The sequence below is a fragment of the Zunongwangia pacifica genome (genome assembly GCF_023499215.1).
Lineage (GTDB): Bacteria > Bacteroidota > Bacteroidia > Flavobacteriales > Flavobacteriaceae > Zunongwangia > Zunongwangia pacifica.
Genome location: NZ_JAKHSK010000018.1, coordinates 37,169 through 59,438 on the forward strand (window position 1 = coordinate 37,169; position 22,270 = coordinate 59,438).

At 36.3% G+C, this 22,270-nt stretch carries 24 protein-coding genes; 13 read left to right on the top strand and 11 right to left on the bottom strand.

Annotated elements, in window-relative coordinates:
- Nucleotides 1-45: 45 nt before the first annotated feature.
- Nucleotides 46-1,332 (bottom strand): membrane dipeptidase, encoded by a 1,287-nt coding sequence (locus L1967_RS13095; RefSeq protein ID WP_249602008.1) that lies wholly within the window; start codon nucleotides 1,330-1,332, stop codon nucleotides 46-48.
- 228 nt (nucleotides 1,333-1,560) lie between these two features.
- Here L1967_RS13095 and L1967_RS13100 point away from each other — a divergent pair, with 228 nt between their 5' ends.
- The 3 genes from L1967_RS13100 to L1967_RS13110 are packed head-to-tail and all read left to right on the top strand — an operon-like array spanning nucleotide 1,561 to nucleotide 4,953.
- Nucleotides 1,561-3,012 carry a RimK family protein gene (locus L1967_RS13100; RefSeq protein WP_249602009.1) on the top strand — a complete coding sequence of 484 codons (1,452 nt, stop codon included), beginning with the start codon at nucleotides 1,561-1,563 and terminating at the stop codon, nucleotides 3,010-3,012.
- A gap of 1 nt (nucleotide 3,013) precedes the next feature.
- The gene (locus tag L1967_RS13105) at nucleotides 3,014-4,231 is read left to right on the top strand and encodes a glutamate-cysteine ligase family protein (protein ID WP_249602010.1); all 1,218 of its coding nucleotides are present in this window, start codon (nucleotides 3,014-3,016) and stop codon (nucleotides 4,229-4,231) included.
- Nucleotides 4,228-4,953 carry an N-formylglutamate amidohydrolase gene (locus tag L1967_RS13110; RefSeq protein ID WP_249602011.1) on the top strand — a complete coding sequence of 242 codons (726 nt, stop codon included), beginning with the start codon at nucleotides 4,228-4,230 and terminating at the stop codon, nucleotides 4,951-4,953. Before L1967_RS13105 ends, L1967_RS13110 begins: the two co-directional genes overlap by 4 nt.
- Before the next feature lie 195 nt (nucleotides 4,954-5,148).
- On the opposite strand, the gene L1967_RS13115 is transcribed toward L1967_RS13110, so the two are convergent.
- The gene (locus tag L1967_RS13115) at nucleotides 5,149-5,562 is read right to left on the bottom strand and encodes an OsmC family protein (RefSeq protein WP_249602012.1); all 414 of its coding nucleotides are present in this window, start codon (nucleotides 5,560-5,562) and stop codon (nucleotides 5,149-5,151) included.
- 207 nt (nucleotides 5,563-5,769) lie between these two features.
- Nucleotides 5,770-6,201, bottom strand: a complete 432-nt coding sequence (locus L1967_RS13120) for an FKBP-type peptidyl-prolyl cis-trans isomerase (RefSeq protein WP_249602013.1) — start codon at nucleotides 6,199-6,201, stop codon at nucleotides 5,770-5,772.
- A 384-nt stretch (nucleotides 6,202-6,585) separates the two neighbouring features.
- On the opposite strand from L1967_RS13120, the gene L1967_RS13125 reads away from it, so the two are divergent.
- The 4 genes from L1967_RS13125 (at nucleotide 6,586) to L1967_RS13140 (ending at nucleotide 10,148) form a co-directional block, all read left to right on the top strand.
- Entirely contained in the window at nucleotides 6,586-8,058 is a 1,473-nt protein-coding gene (locus L1967_RS13125; protein WP_249602014.1) for a Gfo/Idh/MocA family protein, read from the top strand.
- Between the two features lie 93 nt (nucleotides 8,059-8,151).
- Nucleotides 8,152-8,616, top strand: a complete 465-nt coding sequence (locus L1967_RS13130; RefSeq protein ID WP_249602015.1) for a 3D domain-containing protein — start codon at nucleotides 8,152-8,154, stop codon at nucleotides 8,614-8,616.
- A 76-nt stretch (nucleotides 8,617-8,692) separates the two neighbouring features.
- Nucleotides 8,693-9,757, top strand: coding sequence for a transporter substrate-binding domain-containing protein (locus L1967_RS13135; protein WP_249602016.1), 1,065 nt, complete (start codon nucleotides 8,693-8,695; stop codon nucleotides 9,755-9,757).
- Nucleotides 9,758-9,995: 238 nt separating this feature from the next.
- Nucleotides 9,996-10,148 carry a hypothetical protein gene (locus L1967_RS13140; RefSeq protein ID WP_249602017.1) on the top strand — a complete coding sequence of 51 codons (153 nt, stop codon included), beginning with the start codon at nucleotides 9,996-9,998 and terminating at the stop codon, nucleotides 10,146-10,148.
- 7 nt (nucleotides 10,149-10,155) lie between these two features.
- Here L1967_RS13140 and L1967_RS13145 read toward each other — a convergent pair whose 3' ends face one another.
- Nucleotides 10,156-10,803 (bottom strand): hypothetical protein, encoded by a 648-nt coding sequence (locus L1967_RS13145; protein WP_249602018.1) that lies wholly within the window; start codon nucleotides 10,801-10,803, stop codon nucleotides 10,156-10,158.
- Between the two features lie 100 nt (nucleotides 10,804-10,903).
- Here L1967_RS13145 and L1967_RS13150 point away from each other — a divergent pair, with 100 nt between their 5' ends.
- Nucleotides 10,904-12,235: an aspartate kinase gene (locus L1967_RS13150; RefSeq protein ID WP_249602019.1), complete on the top strand. Its 1,332-nt coding sequence runs from the start codon at nucleotides 10,904-10,906 to the stop codon at nucleotides 12,233-12,235.
- A 133-nt stretch (nucleotides 12,236-12,368) separates the two neighbouring features.
- Here L1967_RS13150 and L1967_RS22405 read toward each other — a convergent pair whose 3' ends face one another.
- The 3 genes from L1967_RS22405 to L1967_RS13160 all read right to left on the bottom strand — a co-directional run bounded on the left by L1967_RS22405 (nucleotide 12,369) and on the right by L1967_RS13160 (nucleotide 13,957).
- Nucleotides 12,369-12,512, bottom strand: a complete 144-nt coding sequence (locus L1967_RS22405; protein WP_338063540.1) for a DUF2200 family protein — start codon at nucleotides 12,510-12,512, stop codon at nucleotides 12,369-12,371.
- Complete coding sequence (locus L1967_RS22410; protein ID WP_338063543.1) at nucleotides 12,499-12,567, bottom strand: hypothetical protein; 69 nt, start codon at nucleotides 12,565-12,567, stop codon at nucleotides 12,499-12,501. Before L1967_RS22410 ends, L1967_RS22405 begins: the two co-directional genes overlap by 14 nt.
- 145 nt (nucleotides 12,568-12,712) lie before the next feature.
- Nucleotides 12,713-13,957 carry a glycosyltransferase family 4 protein gene (locus L1967_RS13160; protein WP_249602020.1) on the bottom strand — a complete coding sequence of 415 codons (1,245 nt, stop codon included), beginning with the start codon at nucleotides 13,955-13,957 and terminating at the stop codon, nucleotides 12,713-12,715.
- Nucleotides 13,958-14,080: 123 nt separating this feature from the next.
- Here L1967_RS13160 and L1967_RS13165 point away from each other — a divergent pair, with 123 nt between their 5' ends.
- From L1967_RS13165 to L1967_RS13180, 4 genes are all read left to right on the top strand, one after another.
- Nucleotides 14,081-14,581, top strand: a complete 501-nt coding sequence (locus L1967_RS13165; protein ID WP_249602021.1) for a GreA/GreB family elongation factor — start codon at nucleotides 14,081-14,083, stop codon at nucleotides 14,579-14,581.
- A gap of 42 nt (nucleotides 14,582-14,623) precedes the next feature.
- Nucleotides 14,624-15,115, top strand: a complete 492-nt coding sequence (locus tag L1967_RS13170; protein WP_249602022.1) for a gluconokinase — start codon at nucleotides 14,624-14,626, stop codon at nucleotides 15,113-15,115.
- On the top strand, nucleotides 15,116-16,459 hold the full coding sequence (locus tag L1967_RS13175) for a GntP family permease (protein ID WP_249602023.1): 1,344 nt from the start codon (nucleotides 15,116-15,118) through the stop codon (nucleotides 16,457-16,459).
- A 262-nt stretch (nucleotides 16,460-16,721) separates the two neighbouring features.
- Entirely contained in the window at nucleotides 16,722-17,159 is a 438-nt protein-coding gene (locus L1967_RS13180; RefSeq protein ID WP_249602024.1) for a DoxX family protein, read from the top strand.
- An 85-nt stretch (nucleotides 17,160-17,244) separates the two neighbouring features.
- Here L1967_RS13180 and L1967_RS13185 read toward each other — a convergent pair whose 3' ends face one another.
- From L1967_RS13185 to gcvT, 4 genes are all read right to left on the bottom strand, one after another.
- Nucleotides 17,245-17,970, bottom strand: coding sequence for a YebC/PmpR family DNA-binding transcriptional regulator (locus tag L1967_RS13185; protein ID WP_249602025.1), 726 nt, complete (start codon nucleotides 17,968-17,970; stop codon nucleotides 17,245-17,247).
- A gap of 197 nt (nucleotides 17,971-18,167) precedes the next feature.
- The gene (locus L1967_RS13190; RefSeq protein WP_249602026.1) at nucleotides 18,168-18,455 is read right to left on the bottom strand and encodes a 4a-hydroxytetrahydrobiopterin dehydratase; all 288 of its coding nucleotides are present in this window, start codon (nucleotides 18,453-18,455) and stop codon (nucleotides 18,168-18,170) included.
- An 85-nt stretch (nucleotides 18,456-18,540) separates the two neighbouring features.
- Nucleotides 18,541-19,356, bottom strand: coding sequence for a sugar nucleotide-binding protein (locus L1967_RS13195; RefSeq protein WP_249602027.1), 816 nt, complete (start codon nucleotides 19,354-19,356; stop codon nucleotides 18,541-18,543).
- 5 nt (nucleotides 19,357-19,361) lie between these two features.
- Nucleotides 19,362-20,444: a glycine cleavage system aminomethyltransferase GcvT gene (gcvT, locus tag L1967_RS13200; protein WP_249602028.1), complete on the bottom strand. Its 1,083-nt coding sequence runs from the start codon at nucleotides 20,442-20,444 to the stop codon at nucleotides 19,362-19,364.
- Nucleotides 20,445-20,587: 143 nt separating this feature from the next.
- On the opposite strand from gcvT, the gene L1967_RS13205 reads away from it, so the two are divergent.
- Nucleotides 20,588-22,099 carry an NAD(P)H-hydrate dehydratase gene (locus L1967_RS13205; RefSeq protein WP_249602029.1) on the top strand — a complete coding sequence of 504 codons (1,512 nt, stop codon included), beginning with the start codon at nucleotides 20,588-20,590 and terminating at the stop codon, nucleotides 22,097-22,099.
- Nucleotides 22,100-22,270: the final 171 nt, after the last annotated feature.

Sequence of the window (22,270 nt, forward strand, 5' to 3'; positions counted from 1 at the left end):
TTTTGAAATGTAGATGACGATTTTTTATAGAAGTATTTTAATGGGTTAGGCCTTCTGAATTTCCTTGGCTACGGCTTCAACTTCATCCAAAACACGAAGCAGATTTTCTCCCCACAGTTTGGCAATTTCTTTTTCGGTATAGCCTCGTTTTACTAATTCCAGCGTTACATTAAAAGACTCTGAAGCATCATTCCAACCATCGATTCCGCCGCCACCGTCAAAATCTGAACTGATTCCTACCTGGTCAATACCAACCTTTTCCACTAAATAATCGATATGATCTACAAAATCTGAAACATCAACCGGACTAATGGTTTCTTTTAAAGCTTCAACCTCTTCCGCAGTATCAGCAACTAATTTTTTGTATTTTTCGATATAAGCTTCTCTTTCATCATCTTCTAATTCACGTACTTCTCCCCAGGAAAGGATTTCAAAACCCATATTCTTAGCTTTTGCTTCGTATATTTTGGTCTTTTCAGCATTAAAAGCTTCGTGCTTTTCAGTATTTACATAAGAGCTAAAGGCTACGGTTTGGATCACACCGCCATGCTTATCGAAAAGAGCCAGTAATTCGTCATCTAAATTTCTGCTATGATCGCATAAGGCCCTGGCTGAAGAATGCGAAGCAATTAATGGCGCTTTTGAAAGCTCGAACATTTGCATAATGGCTTCTTTAGAAGGATGCGAAACATCGATCATGATCCCCAAACGGTTCATCTCTTTGATCACTTCTTTACCAAGATCGCTTAAGCCGTTATTTAGCCATTTACCGTCAGCCTCCCCGGTATTCGAATCGCTTAACTGACTGTGACCGTTATGGGCTAAAGACATATAACGAGCACCCATATTATAAAATTTTTCTACATTATTAATATCGGTGCCAATAGGATAGCCATTTTCTACACCAATCATAGCCACCTTTTTACCCTGCTTTACCAACTCTCTAACTTCTTTAGACGTAGTTGCAAGGCCAATTTCATCTGGAGCAATTTCTTCAGTTAATCGATGGATAGCTTCAAATTTTTCCATGGCATTTTCGTAAGCTTTTTTGTAGCCTTCGGCATCTAAATCGCCCTGCCCGGTATAAACGATAAGCCAGGAAACATCTATATTCCCTTCCTCCATTTTAGGTAGATTTACCTGCGTATCCAAATCTTCGGTATAATTATGATCGTGTGTAAAATTATTCACGTTTATATCGTTGTGGGTATCGATAGTGATTACCTTTTCGTGAATCTTTTTTGCTTTAGCGATTAATTTTTCGTCTGTGGTTTGCGCCAAACCTGCCTGAGCAAAAAGTAAGGCAAACAGGCCAAGTTGTTTTATATTCATAATGAGTACGTGGTTTAAAATGGTAAAATAGAAATAAAATTTTACATCTCACCTCTGAATTTGATTTTCAAAAAAATTAGCTTACTTTTTATAAGAAGTATAAAAAAGAATACTAAAAAATCAATTTTTAATAACATGAATCGGGAATGGTTAGTGAATTTATTTTAGAAATTTTATGATTTGCCAATTCAATTTTCGAGTACATTTGTTTGATTATTTTATATAGAAATGAATAAATTTTTAGTGGTGAATCAGCCTGAAAAATGGCCGGTTCAGCTTGAAAATATAAGTATTATTGCTGCTCAGGATTATTTAACCAACCCTGTTTATGCAAAAATAAAAAGTGCGCGTATTTTCAACTTATCCAAAAACTACAGCTATCAGTCAAAAGGCTATTATGTTTCACTTTTGGCAGAAGCACGTGGACATTTGGCCATACCTACGGTTAAAAACCTGGTAGATTTACGAGAGCCTAAACTGGTAAAAGTAATTTCTGAAGAGTTTGATGATGTGATTCAGAAATCCCTGAAATCCATAAAATCGACCGAGTTTGTACTTAGTATTTATTTTGGGCAAAACGTAGCGCAGAAGTACCGGGAGCTCAGTTCGCTTTTTTTCAGGCATTTCCAGATTCCTTTTTTGCAGGTAAAGTTTAGTTTCAGTAATAAATGGAATATAAAAAGTATCAAGGCCTTATCTGAATCTGAAATTCCAAAAGATCACTTAGAGAGCATGCATATTTTTGCGAGTGATTATTTTTCTAAAAAAAGATATGATACCGTTAAGCCACAGGCTTATGATTATGACTTGGCGATTTTGGTACAAAAAGACGATGTCGCACCGCCAAGTAATCCAAAGGCTTTAAAGAAATTTACTGAGGTTGCCGAAAAAATGAATTTTTATGTTGAAATTATTTCGCCTAAAGATTTATCAAGGTTATCGGCTTTCGACGCTCTTTTTATTCGCCAGAGTACCGAGGTTCATAATGAGGCTTATGCATTTGCAAGAAAAGCACAGCAGGAAGGCATTGCTATTATCGATTACCCAGATGCCATTTTAAAATGCTGCAACAAGGTTTTTATGGCTGAAGCATTGCAAAATGCCGGCATTCCTACTCCAAAAACGATGATTATTCATAAAGAAAATAAAGATTTGGTGTTAGGGGAAATCAATTTACCTGTGGTTTTAAAATCCCCAGATTCTACCTTTAGCTTTGGGGTTAAAAAAGCTAAAACCAAGGAAGAATATCAGGAACTGGTCACAAAAATGCTTAAAGAGTCTGAGCTTATTATCGCCCAGCAGTTTACCCCTTCAGATTACGATTGGCGCATTGGGGTTTTAGATGGAAAGGCCTTTTATGCGTGTAGATATTACATGGCTAAAGGGCATTGGCAAATTTATAACTGGAGCGCGAAAAAGAAAGACGATCAGGATGGTAATGCCGATGCAATGGCGTTAGAAGAAGTTCCAGAAAAAGTATTAGATTTAGCATTACGCTCAGCAAAGTTAATGGGCGAGGGGCTTTACGGTATCGACATCAAAGAAATTAATGGTGAAGCCATGGTGATTGAAATCAATGACAATCCAAATATCGATTTTGGGGTTGAAGATGCTTTTTACGGAGAGGAAGTGTATAAATCTATTATTACAGCCTTAAAAAACAGGCTGGAAAAAAAGTAACATGAGTTATCATATTTTTGAAGTTTACGGGATAGAGTTAGAATATATGCTGGTAAATAAAAACCTGCAGGTAAACCCTATTACCGATAAGCTTTTTATTGAAAAAACCGGGAAGATTACTTCAGATGTTGAAAACGGGAAGATCGAATGGAGCAACGAGTTGGTAGCCCATGTGGTCGAATTAAAAACCGCCGGCCCCACTTCAGAAATTGAAAATCTGGATGAGCTTTTTGCTGAGAATATTACTGAAATTAACGCGCTATTAAAGCCGTTAGATTCACAACTTTTACCAACGGCAGCGCATCCCTTAATGAATCCGCTTAAGGAAACCAAACTTTGGGAACACGATTATAATGAGATCTATGAGCTTTATAATCAGATTTTTGATTGTAATGGGCATGGTTGGAGCAACGTGCAAAGCATGCATATTAATTTGCCATTTGCCAATGATGCCGAGTTCGAAAAGTTACATGCGGCCATAAGGATTTTGCTTCCAATAATTCCGGGATTAAGTGCGTCTTCACCCATTTTTGAAGGGCAGCTCACCGGGTTTATGGATAGCCGTATGGAGATGTATAAAACCAATCAAAAAGAAATTCCGCAAATGGCCGGAAAAGTAATTCCGGAATGTCTTTATACCAAAGAAGAATATCATCGTGGTATTTTTGAACCTATCAAAGAAGCGATAAAACCCTATGACAAAAAAGGGATTTTAGAACATCATTTTTTAAATTCCCGCGGGGCTATAGCACGTTTCGATCGTGGTGCGATAGAGATAAGGGTGATCGATTTACAGGAATGTCCTAAAGCCGATATGGCTATTGCTATTTTAGTGATAGAAGCTTTAAAGGCTATTGTAAAAGAAGAATTTATTCCGTTAGCCGAACAAAAAGACTGGAACGAAGATGATTTGCTGGACATTCTAAATATTGCTATTAAAGATGCTGAAGGAGGAAAAGTAAAAAATGAAGCTTATTTAAGGATTTTTGGATTAAAAAAAGAAGCGAAGATTCTTGAAATTTGGCAGGTGATATTCGATAAAATTAAAGGTAATATTTCAGAAAGACACCGTAAAACCATCGAATTTTTGCTTAAAGAAGGATCTTTGTCCACAAGGATTATAAAGGCATTAAATAGAAATTATTCCGAAGAAAAAATTCAAAGTGTTTATTTAGATCTGGCAATTTGTTTAGTTAAAAATCAATTATTTAACCCGTGAAACTTGTATTAAGTTGTGAGCATGCGGGAAACGCCTTGCCACAACAATTTAAGTTTATAAAAGATAAAAAAGACCCGGTTTGGGAAACTCATCGTGCTTACGACCCCGGAGCTTTTAAATTGTTTCAGGAATTATCAAAAATAGCCGATTTTAATTTTGATTATAAATTTAGCCGATTATTAATTGAACCCAATCGTTCTTTACATCATCGTAGTTTGTTTTCAGAATATTCTAAATCGCTCACCGAGGTCCAAAAAAAGCAATTAATTGATTCTTTTTATTTGAAGTATAGAAATGAAATAGAGCAATGCATTGCTAAACATGTTAAAGCAGGAGAGGAGGTGATCCATATTTCTGTACATAGTTTTACGCCTGTTTTACATGAGGTAGAACGCCAAACCGATATCGGACTTTTATATGATCCTTCCCGAAAAGGGGAGAAAATTTTTTCTAAACATTTTAAAGACGAACTCATAAAGGAATGGGACGTTACGGTTCGTTTTAATTATCCTTATTTGGGAAAAGCCGATGGTTTTACGACTTATCTTAGATCGAAGTTTGAACAAAATTATATCGGAATAGAGCTTGAAGTCAATCAGAAGTTTGCTAAAAACAATAAGTTTTCTACAGAGCTAATGCAGCATATTAAGAAAGGACTTTTACAGGCCTGCCAACTTCAACAATCTCCCAGACAGGCTACTATTTCTTCCGCTAAATTTTAATTTCTAGCGGGCGCTTAATGGAAGCTTTTATTCTTCGAGTTTCTTGAATAGATATCCCAGAGTTTAAAGCATGTTTTTTATACCAACAAATAGCCAAAAGAAAAACGCCCTGTGTTTACATATACAGGACGTTTTATATTTAGGTGTTATATTAAGTTGATTATCCGATAATCGAGATTAAATGCTTCAAAGCTTTTACTTTACAAGCTTGGCATCTAAAGTAATCTCTGTATCCAATAATTTTGATAACGGACAGTTTTCTTTGGCTTTTTTAGCAATTTCCAGAAATTTCTCTTCGCTAATATTAGGAACTTTTCCTTCAAGAATTAAATGTGATTTAGACACTACACCATCTTCAAACGTAATTTCACTTTTCGTATTTAATGTTTCAGCAGGAAAATCTTCTTCAGCTAAAAAGGCAGATAACTGCATCGTAAAACAGCCGGAATGTGCAGCACCAATTAATTCTTCAGGGTTGGTCCCTTTACCGTCTTCAAATCTGGTTTTATAAGAATATTGTGTTTCATTTAAAACACCACTTTCAGTAGAAAGTTTTCCGTTTCCTTCTTTTAGCGTTCCATTCCAAACTGCGCTTGCTTTTCTAATCATAATATATTTTTAGTTTTTGGTTTGGATTAAAGATACAGTCTAAAAATAATCTGCTAAAGCATTTTATAAAAAGCTTAAGTCTAATTTTAAAGGATTTAATACTATTTTTTGAATTTTAGCAGAGCGCATAAAAAAATCCCTTTCTGGAAGATCCAAAAAGGGATTTTATATTTCTGTAATTACGCTATTTAAAATAGCAATATATCATTATTTAATCTCTACAACTTCCAGATCAAATACCAAATCTTTACCGGCTAATGGGTGATTACCATCTACTACGATAGATTCTTCTTTAACTTCTTTCACAACAAGATTCATCTCACGACCATCTGGAGTTTTAGAAACTAATCCCATCCCAACTTTAGGTTCAAGATCTTCTGGAAGCTGATTTTTAGCAACTTCCTGAATAAGCTCTTCTCTTGGCTCACCGTAGGCTTCTTCTTTTGGTATATTTATGGTTTTTTTCTCGTTAACTTCCATATCTAAAAGTCCTTTTTCGAATCCAGGAATTAATTGTCCCTGTCCCATCGTAAATTCGATTGGTTCTCCGCGATCTACGGAGCTATCGAATACCTGGCCGTCGGTTAATTTTCCTGTGTAATGAACTTTTACAGTGTCATTTTGCTTTACTTGACTCATAAATTTGTTTTTCAAAGATTAATTAAGGCCGATTTCTTGGTTTCAGCCAATTAAGTGTGCAAAGGTACAGCTCTCAAATGCACTCACAAGGATATGGCTATTTAATTCGGTTGATTTCTGGTTTTCTTAACACTATAGACATATCTTAAATAGAAATACGGGATTAAAGTAACGAAATTGGATAATTTATTCCCAATTATCAGATAGGTAATAAAAGATTAAACTTTATATGAATTTAGAAAGTTGGATTTTTAAAAATTAAAAGATATCTTTAGAAAATGTTAATATCTGAAACCAAAGCTTATCTTTTTAGCATAATGATAGCTTTTTCGATTAAATTATACGAATAATCAACTAAATCGATTTATCTTTTAAACCCTAACTATGGAAAAAAACAAGAAAATTTCAGGCTCCTCAAGAAGAGATTTTATAAAGAGCACAGCCCTTGCCACAGCTGGTATTAGTATTATTCCGCGTCACGTTTTAGGCGGCCCCGGTTTTATCGCACCAAGTGATAAACTGGTAGTTGCCGGTATAGGTGTTGGTGGAAAAGGACAAAGTGATATTTGGAGTTTTCACGAAACAGGAAAAGCCGATATCGCCTTTTTATGTGACGTCGATGATCGTCGTGCTAAAACATCACGGGAACGTTTTCCTAAAGCAAAGTACTATAAAGATTGGAGAGAATTGTTTGATAAAGAATCGAAGAATTTTGATGCAGTTTCTGTTTCTACTCCAGATCATAATCATGCCATTCAAACCCTTGCAGCCATGCAGTTAGGGAAACATGTATATGTTCAAAAACCATTAACGCACGATATTTTCGAAGCAAGAGCATTAACCAATGCTGCTAAAAAATACGATGTAGTTACCCAAATGGGAAATCAGGGAGCATCTGGAGACGGTGTGCGAAAAATGAGGGAGTGGTTTAATGCAGGACTAATAGGTAAGGCAAAAGAAGTATATTGTTTTACAGACAGGCCGGTCTGGCCGCAGGGAATTCCATGGCCAGAAGGGAAAAAATCGAGTGTTCCTACCGAGCTAGATTGGGATTTGTGGTTAGGGACAGCTCCTTATAAAGAATATGTAAATGGTCTTGTTCCTTTTAACTGGCGAGGCTGGTGGGATTATGGTACGGGTGCACTTGGTGATATGGGCTGTCATTTAATTGAAGCACCTTATCGTGTATTGGATTTAAAATATCCTAAAAATGTAGAATGTAGCGTTGGTAGTGTTTATGTGGATGAATTTAAACGTGGATATTTCCCTGAAAGTTGTCCACCATCCAGCCACGTGACCATGACTTTTGATGGCAATGAAAATACAGAAGGAGATATTAAACTACATTGGATGGATGGTGGTATTCAACCCACCAGACCCGAGGAACTTGGTCCTAATGAAGTATTTGGAGATGGCGGAAACGGCGTTTTAATCATCGGTACTAAAGGAAAAATGATGTGTGGTACCTATGGTGAAAATCCACAGTTATTACCAACTTCCAGAACAAATGAGGTCAATGTGCCAAAACAGTTTGATCGTGTGCCCGGTGGTGCTAACGGTCATTATGGACAGTGGGTAGAAGCTGCAATAGCAGGCCCGGGTAAAAAAGAACTTAGTTCTCCTTTTGAAATTGCCGGACCTTTAACCGAAATTTTATTGATTGCCAACCTCGCCATTAGAGGTACAGATATTCGAAGGGAAAAAACAAATGCTGATGGAAATGTTGGATTTGAATATCCAGGACGTTATATTCAAATGATTTGGGATAGTGATAATATGCGTGTTACCAATCTGGAGGAAGCGAATAAATTTGTAAAACGTGATTATCGTGAGGGCTGGGATTTAGGCAAGGTATAACGGAAGCTGACTGAATTCTATAGACTTGTTTGAAAAATAAAGTTTATCTATATTAGCTTTTAGCAATAGTGCTGCAGGCTGAAAAACTTTACAATGATCAGAAAATACGTGTTAGGAATATGCTCCTTTTCTTTATTTTTTGGTGCCGTAGGTTTTTCAGCCTGTAATTTTTCTGATCAAACGGTAGATCACAGTCCCCAAGAAGATTGGGATACTCTGCAAGTTACCGTTTCTGCATTTAATTCGGTTAGCTATCAAACTGCCGGTAATAATCCAAACCTTGCAGCCTGGGGGGATACGTTAAAACCCGGAATGAATGCAGTGGCCATATCACGTGACCTTTTAGCTTTAGGGCTTGGGCATGATGATGAAATCAGGATTCAGGGATTCGATTCGGTTTTTCTAATTAAGGATAAAATGCATTATCGTTGGAAAAAACGGGTTGATATTTATATGGGGAAAGACATTGCCAGGGCCAGAGACTTCGGAAGAAAGAAATTAGAAATATATTATCGAAAAAAGGATACAACTTCAACTAAAAAAGTAGCTTCAGAATAATCTGGATTTTGAAAATGTTTCTGTATTAAGTAATTTTCGAGACTTATGTAACGAAATATTCTTTCAGCTTAAACTTATGAAGTATTTATTATCGGTTCTATTTGTATTTTTTTCTTGCCTTACCAAGGCTCAGGATTCTTTAAAATCTGCTCCAAAAATATACAAAATCGGTATACAGCTTACCCCGCCTTTTGTTAACCAAAACCCTGATGGGACTTACGATGGTTTAAGTATTAAAAGCTGGAATTTGGTTAACGAAAGCTTAGATTACGATTACCAATACCAGGAATATAAAACACTTTCAGCACTTTTAAATGCTGTTGAAAGTGGCGAAGTAGACTTCAGTATCAATCCAATTACGGTTACTGATAGCCGAATGTTACGAATGGATTTTTCCCAGCCTTATTTTATTTCGCATACGGGGGTGGCCAAAAGAAAGGAATCCCAGGTGATTAATATTCTTAAAAACCTATGGAGTTGGGAATTTATTTCGGCTATACTGGCGCTATTAGGAGTAATTTTTATTTTCGGTTTTTTGGTATGGTTGTTTGAACGAAAGAAAAATCCCGAGGAATTTGGGGGAGGCAGGGGAAAAGGATTAATGGAAGGATTTTGGTGGAGTGCAGTGACGATGACGACCGTGGGGTACGGGGATAGATCGCCCAGAACTACAGGAGGTCGCATTATTGGTTTGATCTGGATGTTTATGGCGATTATAATTATTTCCAGTCTTACGGCAAGTATTGCTTCATCTCTTACTGTTAATAGCATTAGTGGTGAAATTAACGGCATAGCAGATCTAAACCGATTTAAAGTGGCTACGGTAAACAGTAGTAGCGCAGCAGAACTTTTGGATCAATACGCAATTGATTCTGAAAAATTAGTGACAGAGGAAGAGGGAATCACATTACTAAATAATAACGAGATCGATCTTTTGGTGTACGACGAACCGATTTTACGCTATGAAATAGAAAAACTAAACCTGGGTAAGCATATTGAAGTTTTAGAAAAAACACTTAAAAAAGACTATTACAGTTATTCTTTCCCTAAAGATTCAGATTTGGTAGATCAAATAAACCCTGCTTTAGTTAGGATGCTTAAAATGATGGAGTGGGAAAACCTTATTAAGGAATATAAATAGCAATTTTAATGTCCAACATATCACTTGTTATTTAAATTTTAGACCAGAAGGTTAAAAGATGCGTAAACTTTAGATACCCCCCTTAAAAATAGAGGTTTTATGAAATTTTAGCATGTTTTTACCAATTCTTATAAATAAAAATCAAAACTTTTATTTAATTTTATTCTTTTAAACAGTTGAAAAAGATGTTATTACTTTGAAATTTATGTGTTTTTCAACTGCAAAAAGCCACACACTAATGCAGATAAGAGACAAAAAGGATAACGAATCTGAGGATTACATTCTTCAGGAAAATAAGAAAACAAAATTTGGTGCTACCTTCATTGCTATAATTCTCATCATCATAATAGCTGTTGTAGCCATGACAGGCGTTTACTTTGATTATTGGTAACAAGAATTTAACTCGTCTTAATTTCGTTTAGCAGTAAAAACGCTTTATTTACATATTCACGCTCTAAAAATAGGGCAAAATAATTGGAGGTAGAAATCATCTCAAAAACCGGTATGCCTTCGTAAGCCAGTAATTTGAATATATAAAAATACAAACCAACAGACTGGCTGCTATTTTTGGGCAGGGCAATAGTGATAGAGGATAAATCTTCTTTAATGGTTACACGAACTTCATTTTTAAAGTAGTCTTCAACAAGATTGGTTAAAGAAGAGGATACTAAAATATTACTTTCCTGATAATTGCTGGAATAATTAAGGTATACCCCGGTTTGGTCTTTTACCGCATCCAGTAGCCTCGATTTATTGGCTATAATGGTTTTAGAGTTTAAAAACGTGTATTCTGTTATGCCAGATCTAACAATAATATCGCCTAACTCCCGTAAACTGTTCATGTTAATTTTGGTGCGCTTGGGAGCATAACGACGCAAGGCCATAATAATACTGCCAACCTTTACCGGTTTCCGCATCTCTTTTTCAACTTCAGGACGTAGATCTTCCGCCAGTCCGCTAAAGTTTACAATATCCCTGGCTATGGCATCATCTAAAAAAGGTTGATGCCGTATGATATCATGAACACAGGTGGTTATCGTCTTCATTGTTAAATATTACACATTTTGTACAAATGTATATAAAATGAATCATTTTTTTTAATCTCATCCCGCTTCATTTTAATTATGCAACATCAAAAGAATGAAGATGAAAGTTTTAAAATTTGGCGGGACATCTGTAGGGACTCCTGAAAGTATCGAAAATGTAAAGAATATCACCTTAGGACAGGAAGGAAGAAAACTGTTGGTGTTATCGGCAATGAGTGGCGTAACAAACGAACTTGTAGCGATTTCTAATTTATCGAAAACACAAAATTATAAGGAAATTGAAGCCATTATCAATAAGCTTCAGGAACGTCATTTTTTGGCTATTGATCGCCTTATTCAGGACGAAACTTTAAATAAAGAAACAAAATCTTTTGTAGCGAAACGTCTGGAAGACTTATTGGCTGCCGGCCATAAAGAGTATGCAGATGCCGTTTATGCTGAAATTGTAACTTACGGTGAGATCATGCTTACTTTTATGGTTTCTCAATATTTTAAATCTCAGGGGATCGAAAATATCTGGTTAGATGCCAAAGAATTTATGGAAGTTCATAATCTTGAAAATCCTGATACCAATAGAGTGGGTGAACTTTTAGATGCACATTTACAAGGAAAACGATCAGATTTATATATTACTCAGGGTTTTGTTTGTATCAATAAGCATAACGAAATTAGCACTTTAAAAAGAGGGGGAAGTGATTATACGGCAACAATTGTTGGTGCTGCAGTACAGGCTTCAGAAGTGCAAATATGGACAGACATTGATGGTTTCCACAATAATGATCCACGTCACGTAGAAGGAACGTACCCAATTTCAGAATTAACTTTTGAAGAAGCAGCCGAGCTTGCTTATTTTGGAGCCAAAATTTTACATCCACAAACCGTCTCACCGGTAATCCATAAAGGAATTCCTATTTTTCTGAAAAACACCTTTACACCTGAAAAAACCGGAACTAAAATATCTTCTGAAGTTCATAGCAAAGGACTTAAAGCGATTGCAGCGAAAGACGATATCACGGCGATTAAAATTAAATCAAACCGAATGTTGATGGCGCATGGTTTCCTTCGTAAAATATTTGATGTTTTTGATAATTACGAAACCTCTATCGATATGATTACAACCTCAGAAATTGCCATTTCCCTAACCATAGACGATACCCGGAACCTGGATAAAATTTTAGAAGAACTAAATGCCTACGGTGAAATTACCGTAGATCGTAATCAGAGTATTGTGTGTATCGTAGGAGAATCTGTGATCCAGGATCATTCAACCTACAAGTTATTCGAATTATTAAATGATATTCCTGTAAGGATGATTAGCTATGGTGGTAGTAACAATAATATTTCTATCTTGGTAGATACCCAAAATAAAATTAAAACCCTTAGAAGCTTAAATCAAAAACTTTTTAGTGAAAGTTTAAATCAGTTGGTTTAAAAATCTGTTTATGAGTAGTTTTAACTGTTCCTTTTGTGTAATGAATGCCGTCGATTTCCCCTAGAATTCGACGGTTTTTTATGAGAAATGGCAAAAAGCGATGAGCCGATATTCGTTATTTTGAGGCCTGTTTTTATTCAGAACTTAAGATCTTTTCCATCTTTCTGTCTTTCGCTAATTCATCGATCAACTTATCTAAATAACGCACCTGTCTGGTAAGTGGCGTTTCAATTTCTTCAATACGATAATCACAAATACCACCTTTAATAAAAAGCATTAGGATTTAAATGAGCTTTGTCAAAAAACTCCTTAAAGCTGACTTTCTTTTCGATTAGATTCGATAATTCTTTATCGCTAAAATCCGTTAACTACTAATAACCCGGTATGATTCTTTCTTTTGTATGGCCTTTTTTTACCTCTTTAATGATATTATAATGAGGATAAACCGTAGCAAAACTCAACACGGTAATTTTATGGTCATGTTCTGGCTTTATTTTTTTCCTTCTCTTCAATAAATCTAGACATAAAATAGGTACTGCGGTTATTGTGGAATTTAAGCATAGCTCCGATAAAATTTTTACTACGGTGTTTGCCAAGATTAGCCTTTATATCTATTAATTTTTGCCGAAAGGGAGGAGTGAAATTTGCTGCTGAAAATTTAGCTTTTAGTATAGCTTTCCCCAGTTGTTGCCTGGAAATCCATAAATCTTCGTTGTTGTAAACCGCAACCGCTTTTTCGATCATTTCATCATCAGATGTGCAAATAAAACCGTTCCAGTGATTTTCTTCAGAAATGCCTTCCGCTCCAATGGGCGTGGTAACACAAACAAGTCCGTTTTGCATCGCATCGATCATTTTTCCTTTTAGTCCGGCACCAAACTGGATGGGCGCCAACAAAATTCGGTGTTTCTGCATCACTTCATCAACATTTTCGGCGCGACCGTGCACTAAAAACCCTTCTTTTTTATTTTGAAGTTGATACACCTTATCGCTGGCATAAGCTCCATAAATATGCAATTGAGCTTTGGGAAGCTTTTGCTTAATTTTAGGCCATATTTTTTGTTTTAGATACAGCGTAGTTTGCCAGTTAGGTTCGTGCAGAAAATTACCGATAAACATAAAATCCTGGCGTTCTTCAAATAAAGCTGAATCTTCTAGTTTTTCGATTTTTTCAGTTTCTAATAAATAGGGAAGATATTCGATAATTTCAGCAGGGATTTTAAAAATCGATGCTAAAAGATCCATTTCAATCTCTGAAATAATAAGGCTTAAATCACAACGATAGATAGAAGCGATCTCTCTTTTAGCTAAATCGGAGTTTAACATGAGTTCTTTAAGTTCGGTTTCCGTATTTAAAGCCTTTTTTCTTGCATTCCGAAGAAAATGGAGATCTTCAGTATCTAGAATTTTAATCGCTTCAGGACAAATAGCATCTACACGCCAACCATATTGCTCTTCGATCATAAATCGATCAAAAAGTACAATTTCAGGCTGTATTTCTTTTAAGAATTCATCAAAACTGGCATTATTCAATTCGATTTTAGCCGTTTTGATCCCTAATTTTTTAAGATCGAATGCGTATTTAGAATGTGCCGTAGTGGTAGCAAAAGTGATGGTATAATTTTCAGTAATAAAAAAATTTAGTAACTGCAACATTCGGCTTCCCGCGGCAGAAGAGGTAGGCTCTGGCCAGACATATCCAATAACCAGTAAATTTTTCATGAAAAAGAGTGCTATCGACTTTTGGCAAAATTAAACTTCTTTTTTTAAAAGGATTTAAAAATATCCTTGCTTCATCGAGAATCATATAATTTTTTGTATATTCTATAATTCCAAAAATAATGCATGAGTAGAGGATTTGTAAAAGAAGAAGATCAGGAAGAAGCACCGGTAATACCGCCAAGAGCGGCATTGCCAAACGGAGTAACAAATTATGTAACACCTTTTGGTTATGAGGCTTTAGAGAAAGAACAGCGAGGTTTGGAAACCGAAAGGGTGAATATTGCCAGTGATAACGAAACCGAAGATCGAAGGGCGAAAGCTGTAATCGATGGAAAGCTGAATCTGTTGGCGGAAAGACGGTCATCTGCACGGATTATTCATCCAAACCAACAACCCGAAGATGAAGTTCGTTTTGGTGCGAAAGTGAAATTAAAGAACCATACAACAAATAGTATTCAGCAATTTCAGATTGTAGGCGTAGACGAAGCCAATGTAAAGCAACAAAAAATTGCATTTGTCGCGCCAATTGCAAAGGCGGTTACAGGTTTAAAAGTTGGTGAACAAACAGAATTTAAATTAGGCGCTGAAACCCGGATTTTGGAAATTTTGGATATCGCTTATTAAAAAGAATACAAATTATAAATCAACATCAATACTATTATCTGAATGAAAGTTTACGTGGTTATGGGCGTTTCTGGGATAGGAAAAACAACAATAGGTAAAAGCCTGTCCCAGAAATTAGACATTCCATTTTACGATGCCGACGATTATCATCCTGAAGCTAATGTCGAAAAAATGAGTAAAGGAATTGCGTTAAAAGATGAAGACCGTAAAGAGTGGTTGCAAATTTTAGCCAAAAATATTGAAGATTGGAGTAAACAAAAAGGAGCTGTCTTAGCTTGCTCAGCTTTAAAAGAGAGTTATAGACAATGCCTAGCCGGTGATCTAAAAAACGAAGTGGTTTTTGTGTATTTACATGCCGAATATGATTTGGTCTATAAACGTTTAAAAGATAGAAAAGGACATTATTTTAAAGCCAATTTGCTTAAATCTCAATTCGATACCCTTGAAGAGCCAAAAGATGCTATTAAGGTAAATGCCGATCAGGGTATTCCTGAAATGGTTAATAAAGTTCTGGAAAAAATAAACCACGTTTAAATGGAATTACAATTACTTTTGGCGGTTGGCATAGGAATCGCTTTGCTACTATTTTTAATACTGAAATTGAAAATTCAGGCGTTTTTAGCCCTGCTCATCGTTTGTATTTTCGTAGGGATACTTGCCGGGATGCCCGCCGTCGATATTATGGAAACCATGAAAGAGGGGATGGGCAGCACGCTTGGTTTCGTCGCGACCGTAGTGGGTTTAGGTGCTTTATTTGGTGGGATTTTAGAACAATCTGGAGGAGCCAAAGCCTTAGCTTCGTTTATCTTAAAGAAAACCGGAGAGAAAAATGCGCCGTGGGCAATGATGATTACTGGCTTTATCGTGGCCATACCTGTATTTTTTGATGTTGCTTTTATCATTTTAGTACCTATCACTTATGCTTTAAGTAAAAAAACTGGAAAGTCCTTAATTCTTTATGCCATTCCGCTTTTGGCAGGACTGGCAATTACCCATTGTTTTATTCCGCCAACACCAGGTCCCATTGCGGTAGCAGATATTTTAGGAGCCGATCTTGGTTGGGTTATCGTATTTGGTTTTGCTGCGGGAATTCCTGCGGCTATTTTAAGCGGACCACTCTTTGCAAAGTTATTAACGAAAACGTTATATATAGCACCTAAAAGTTTTACTGAAGATCCATCATCGGGAGACGAAATGCCTTCTGCCAAAATGATAACAGCGATCATTTTTGTTCCTATTCTTTTAATTGTTATAAATACTTTAATAGCTAGTCCTTTGATTGATGCCTCTAAATTTCCATATTGGATAAATTATACGGTCAATTTATTAGGTCATCCATTTTCGGCATTAATTATCGCTAATCTTTTAGCCTGGTATTTTTTAGGAGTGAAACGTGGAGTTAGTAAAGAAAAATTACTAAAAATAGCCGCCAAAAGTTTTGAATCTGCCGGGATTATTATCTTACTTACGGGTGCAGGTGGGGCTTTTAAACAAATTCTTATAAACACAGGTGCGGGAGAGATGATTGCTAGCAATTTGAATGAAAGCTTTATGAATCCGTTGGTTTTTGGTTTTATCGTAGCGGCATTGGTTAGAGTGTTACAGGGATCTTCAACAGTGGCTATGATTACCGCTGCAGGAATTACAGCACCGCTTTTAGAAGGCGCAAATTATAGTGATAGTAGGATCAGCTTAATAGTAATAGCGGTAGCCTCTGGTGCATTAATCCTTTCTCATGTAAATGATAGCGGATTTTGGCTGGTGGGACAATATATTGGCTTAACCGAAAAACAAACGTTTAAAAGCTGGACGGTCATGACGACCATTATTTCTCTTGTAGGCCTTGGAGTTTCGTCCCTGCTTTGGTACGTATTATAAAATTAAAGATTAGGCTGTTTTTTTTAATAATTGTGATTCAAGAACGTTTTGATCTTACTCACTAGCGATCCAGATGGATCGTAGGAATTACAACTATTTGGTAAACCAAAGTTTAATAAGAATATCTAAATGAAGTTCATTACGAGAATGGGCATGTTTAGTGCGACGATAGCTTTTATGATAAATTTGGGGTATTTCAGTAATATTAATTTTAAAAATTGCCGATATTGTATAGACTCAACTGTAATATTTTATAAACTCAATGAAAAACACGTATACCACCAGCTTAAATCTGCCGAAATTAGATTTTATTCTATTAATTTTCAGGATTGGGATTTCGATCCTGATGTTATTTCATGGCGTACCTAAACTAATGAGCTTTTTTTCTTCGGAAGAAATACAGTTTGCAGATCCTTTGGGTGTTGGCCAAACAATGACGCTAGCGGTAGCTGTTCTTGCTGAATTTGTTTGTTCTATAATGTTGATATTGGGTCTGGGAACAAGGGTTGCTACTATTCCGCTTATCGTAACCATGGCCGTAGCCGCCATCATCGTACATGCGCCAGATGGCTTGGTAAAGCAGGAATTACCTTTTCTCTATTTACTTTCGTATGTTTTATTATTTTACACTGGTGCAGGAAAATTTTCCCTGGATCACTACTTAATGTATAAGGCTGAAAAAAAGGAAGCGAAAACATAAATCAAAAAGTCTCGTTATTCAATAAATAACGAGACTTTTTGATTCCTCATTAATAGAAGGATTTATTTTGAAGAAGGTTTTGGTTTTATTCTTCTGATGAAGATTCTTCCATGGTATGATATACATTTTGTACATCATCATCCTCTTCTAATTTTTCTAATAATTTTTCTACATCCTCGGCCTGCTCTGGAGTAAGTTGTTTGGTAACCTGAGGGATTCTTTCGAATCCTGAAGAAATTATTTCAATATCCCTGCTTTCTAATTCTTTTTGGATGCTTCCAAAGTTTTCGAAAGGAGCGTAGATGTGAATTCCGTCTTCATCTTCAAAAACTTCTTCAGCTCCATAATCGATAAATTCAAGCTCTAATTCTTCTACGTCCAAACCTTCAGCATTAATCCTAAAGTTACAAGTGTGATCGAACATAAACTCTACAGACCCGGAAGTTCCTAAGTTTCCATCACATTTATTGAAATATGAACGTACATTGGCTACGGTACGGTTATTATTATCTGTAGCGGTTTCAACTAAAATCGCAATCCCGTGTGGAGCATATCCTTCAAAAAGAACGATCTTATAATCTCCCTGACTTTTATCTGTAGCCCTTTTAATGGCACGTTCGATATTGTCTTTGGGCATGTTAACACTCTTGGCGTTTTGGATCACCGCTCTAAGCTTAGAGTTAGAATCTGGATCTGGACCACCTTCTTTAACGGCCATTACAATATCTTTTCCTATACGAGTAAAGGCTTTGGCCATTGCAGACCAACGCTTCATCTTACGCGCCTTTCTAAATTCAAATGCTCTTCCCATGATAATAAAAATGAAATCCGGGCAAAAATATAAAAAAAGCTCCTAAAATGATTTCAAATTAGGAGCTTTCTGAAATAATGAATTGTTATTGGCATGGCCACAGGGTTTAATACCCCGAGGATCGCCTCGAAATTATAATTTTGTCTCTATCGAATGCCTCGTGGGCTTGCCCCGAGGTAGTTTACTCAGTTTTAGCCTTATTTGGCTTCAACGATTTCTTCTATGGCTTTTGCCATTTTAAAATCCTTCTCGGTGACTCCGCCTGCATCGTGTGTGGATAACGAAATTTCCAATTCGTTGAAAGAATTGGCCCAGTTAGGATGATGCTGCATAGCTTCAGCCTCAAAAGCAATCCTGGTCATTACCGTAAAGGCATCTTTAAAGTTCTCGAATTTAAAAGATGTGTGAATGGCTTCTTTTGCATACGTCCATCCTTCAAGACTTTCCATTTTTTTATTGATTTGTTCTTCGGTTAGTTTTTCCATAGTTGAAACAATTTTATCTATAATTCAATTTAGGAATACTTTACTTGAAATAATATAAAGAGGAGTGCTTTAATATAAGATTAACCTATTTTTTTATGCTGGCTTCCACGACTTCCTGTACACTTATCTGAAGATTAGCCGGTAGTAAATTATCCTTTGGCAATACCGCTAAGAAACGATCGTTATTGCTATCGTACACATTTTTAAAAAACGGATTTTCATAGCCTAAAATTTCACAAACATCTTCAATAAAATCTTTTTGGTGTACCAGATCTGAACTTCCTAAATGAAAAACGCCTTGTAATTTTCGATTGATGATATAGTGAATTTGCTGTGTGATCTTACTAATTTCAGTAACATTAATCACCACATTTGGGAATACTTCTATGGCTTCGCCCAAATCGATTAGCGTTTTAATCTCGTTTAATCGGGGAGAAGCCTGGCCAAAAACCATAGGCAATCTTAGAATATTGTATTTATCATTGGGCAGCCTTAAAAGCGCATTCTCGATTTTAATCTTAAACCGCCCATAGATACTTTGCGATAATGTTTTATCATATTCGTAACTGGGGTAATTGGTAAAGGCATCAAAAACGTTGGCAGAACTTAAAAAAATAAGCTTACAGGGATGCGTTAAAATATAGCTTATTGCTGAATAATGCAGCGCTAGCTGCGCTTCAAAACTACCGCGAACGGCAGATATGATAATACTTGGTTTTAAATTGTAGAGTAAAAGATCCAAACTATCGGTTTCCATATCGTATTGATGAAACTGATGGTTTTTTTCTAATGCGCTATTATCTTTACAGTAGCTGCCGTGAGTATCAAAATAGGAGCATAGCTCTTTATAAATGGCATTGCCAATAAAGCCGCTAGCTCCTAATACTAATATTCGTTCCAAATAAATTATCCTTTATAAAAGGGCAATTTCACCTGAGTGGCAGGAATAGCTTTTTTACGGATTTGAATATTGATTTTCTTCCCAAAACCTACATATTCTGTCTTTACATATCCTAAGCCTATTCCTTTCTCTAATGAAGGTGACATGGTACCCGATGTAACATTTCCTATAACTTCTCCTTCCTCATTCACGATATCATATCCCTGCCTGGGAATACCACGCTCATCAAGTTCGAACGCCACAAGTTTGCGCTTTGAACCTTCTTCTTTCTCATTTTTTAAAGCTTCAGAATTTATAAAATCCTTATTGAATTTAGTGATCCACCCCAGTTTGGCCTCGATAGGTGATGTTGTATCATCAATATCATTTCCGTAGAGACAAAATCCCATTTCTAAACGAAGCGTATCACGAGCGGCAAGACCAATTGGCTGAATACCGTAATCTTTACCGGCTTCCATTACTTTATCCCAAATTTCTTCAGCGTATTCATTTTTAAAATAAATCTCGAATCCGCCACTACCGGTATATCCTGTTGCCGAAATGATTACTTTTTCCACACCGGCAAAAGTTCCTATTTCAAAAGTATAGAATTTCATAGCGCTAAGATCAACATCGGTTAGCGATTGCATAGCTTCAGCAGCTTTTGGTCCCTGGATAGCTAAAAGGGATAGTTCTTCACTAAGATCGGTTAAATTAGCATCCATCGTATTGTGTTGGCTAATCCAGTTCCAGTCTTTTTCAATATTGGCCGCATTTACAACAAGTAAATATTTTTCAGCATTTATGCGATAAATAATCATATCGTCTACAATACCACCATCTTCGTTTGGCATACAGGTATATTGTGCCTGCCCATCTACTAGTTTGGAAGCATCGTTAGAAGAAATTAACTGGATAAGCGCTAAAGCACTTTCTCCTGTCACTAAAAATTCTCCCATGTGAGAAACATCAAAAACACCAAGTTTTTCACGAACATTATGATGCTCTGCATTTACACCTTCGTAAGAAACCGGCATATTAAAACCTGCAAAAGGAACCATTTTGGCTCCCAACTCGTTATGTTTATTCGCTAATGCTACTTCTTTCATCTTGATTATTTAGTTTGCGCAAATTTATAGAATTAAGGCTGAATTGACCACAGTTTCGCTAAAATTGTGAAGGAAATGTCAAAGCTTCGCTTCGCCTTTAAGTATGCCGTATATTTGAGAAAACCCATAAAAATCCAGGATTTATGAAGATTTTCTCTGCAGCGCAATTAAAGAAAGCAGATGAGCTGAGCATCAAAAATCAAAATATTACTTCAACACAATTAATGGAACGGGCTGCAAGTCTTGTTTCTGCTGAAATACATAAACGCCTGCAAAACTCAGATATTGCCATTAAAATATTTTGCGGTGTTGGTAATAATGGGGGAGATGGATTGGTTATTGCCCGGCAATTGATTGAAAAAGGCTATAATGTAAAGGTTTTTGTGGTGAATTATACCGATAATCGATCTGATGACTTTTTGATTAATTACGACCGACTAAAAGAAACCACAAACGATTGGCCAGAATATATAAAATCGGCTAATGATTTTCCTGAAATCGATCTAAATGAATTTGTGATCGATGCCATTTTTGGTATTGGTTTAAACCGCCCTTTAGAGGGCTGGGTCGCGCAACTTGTAGACCATATTAATCGTTCTAAAGCCTTTATTTTAGCGATAGATATGCCATCGGGATTATTTTCAGACCGTATTCCAGATGAAAAAGATCACCTTATTTTAGCGAATTTTACGATTAGTTTTCAAACTCCTAAACTGGTATTTTTCTTACCGCAAACGATGGATTTTGTGGGAGATTTGCAAATATTGGATATAGGTTTAGATCGTGAGTTCTTAGCTTCGGAAAAAGGACAAGCGGAATTGATTGGTAAACCTGAAGCACGATTGCTTTACCGACCCAGAAAGTCGAATTCGCACAAAGGGAATTATGGTCATGCCTTGGTTGTTGGCGGTAGTTATGGTAAAATAGGCAGCGTACTTTTATCTTCAAAAGCAGCTTTGCGAACAGGAGCGGGGCTGGTAAGTACCTTTATTCCAAAATGCGGTTATACTATTTTGCAAACGGGACTGCCAGAAGCTATGGTAATTACTGATAAGAATGATGATAAATTGACCAATATCGATCATGGGATGGATCCTTCAGTTATTTGCTTTGGCATGGGAGCAGGGAAGGATCCCGAAACGGTTGATGCTTTTAAAGCATTACTTCAGCAAACCAAAAAGCCAATGCTCATTGATGCAGATGGTCTAAATATGATTTCTGAACATGATGAATTATTAGAATTCCTTCCAAAGGAATCGGTTTTGACTCCACATCCAAAAGAATTGCAGCGTTTAATTGGCGATTGGCAGGATGATTTGGATAAGTTGAAAAAGATAGAGGAATTTACGCAAAATCATGATGTTATTTTGGTTTTAAAAGGCTCGCATACTTTTATTTTTGGCGGCGGGCATATTTATATTAACAATTCGGGAAATCCCGGCATGGCCACGGCTGGTAGTGGCGATGTGTTATCGGGAATTATAAGTGGGTTGATCTCTCAAGAATATGAACCTTTGGCTGCTGCAATCCTTGGGGTATACCTGCATGGTTTATCTGGCGATATCGTCGCTGAAAATCGATCTTACCAGGCACTAATATCAGGGGATCTTGTAGAAAATATGGGCGCAGCTTTCCAGTCTTTATTTGCCGATTAGATGATTCCAGAAGAAATAAAAGACATTCTCATGATAACTACTCTTTTTATGAAATTGGCGATCTGAAACATGATTTCTAGCATTGAAAAATTGGGTTGAAAACTCGATAATTTTAAGGTATTCAGAATAAAATTGGAATAATTTGGATACTATTTTTTGAAATTGGATTTT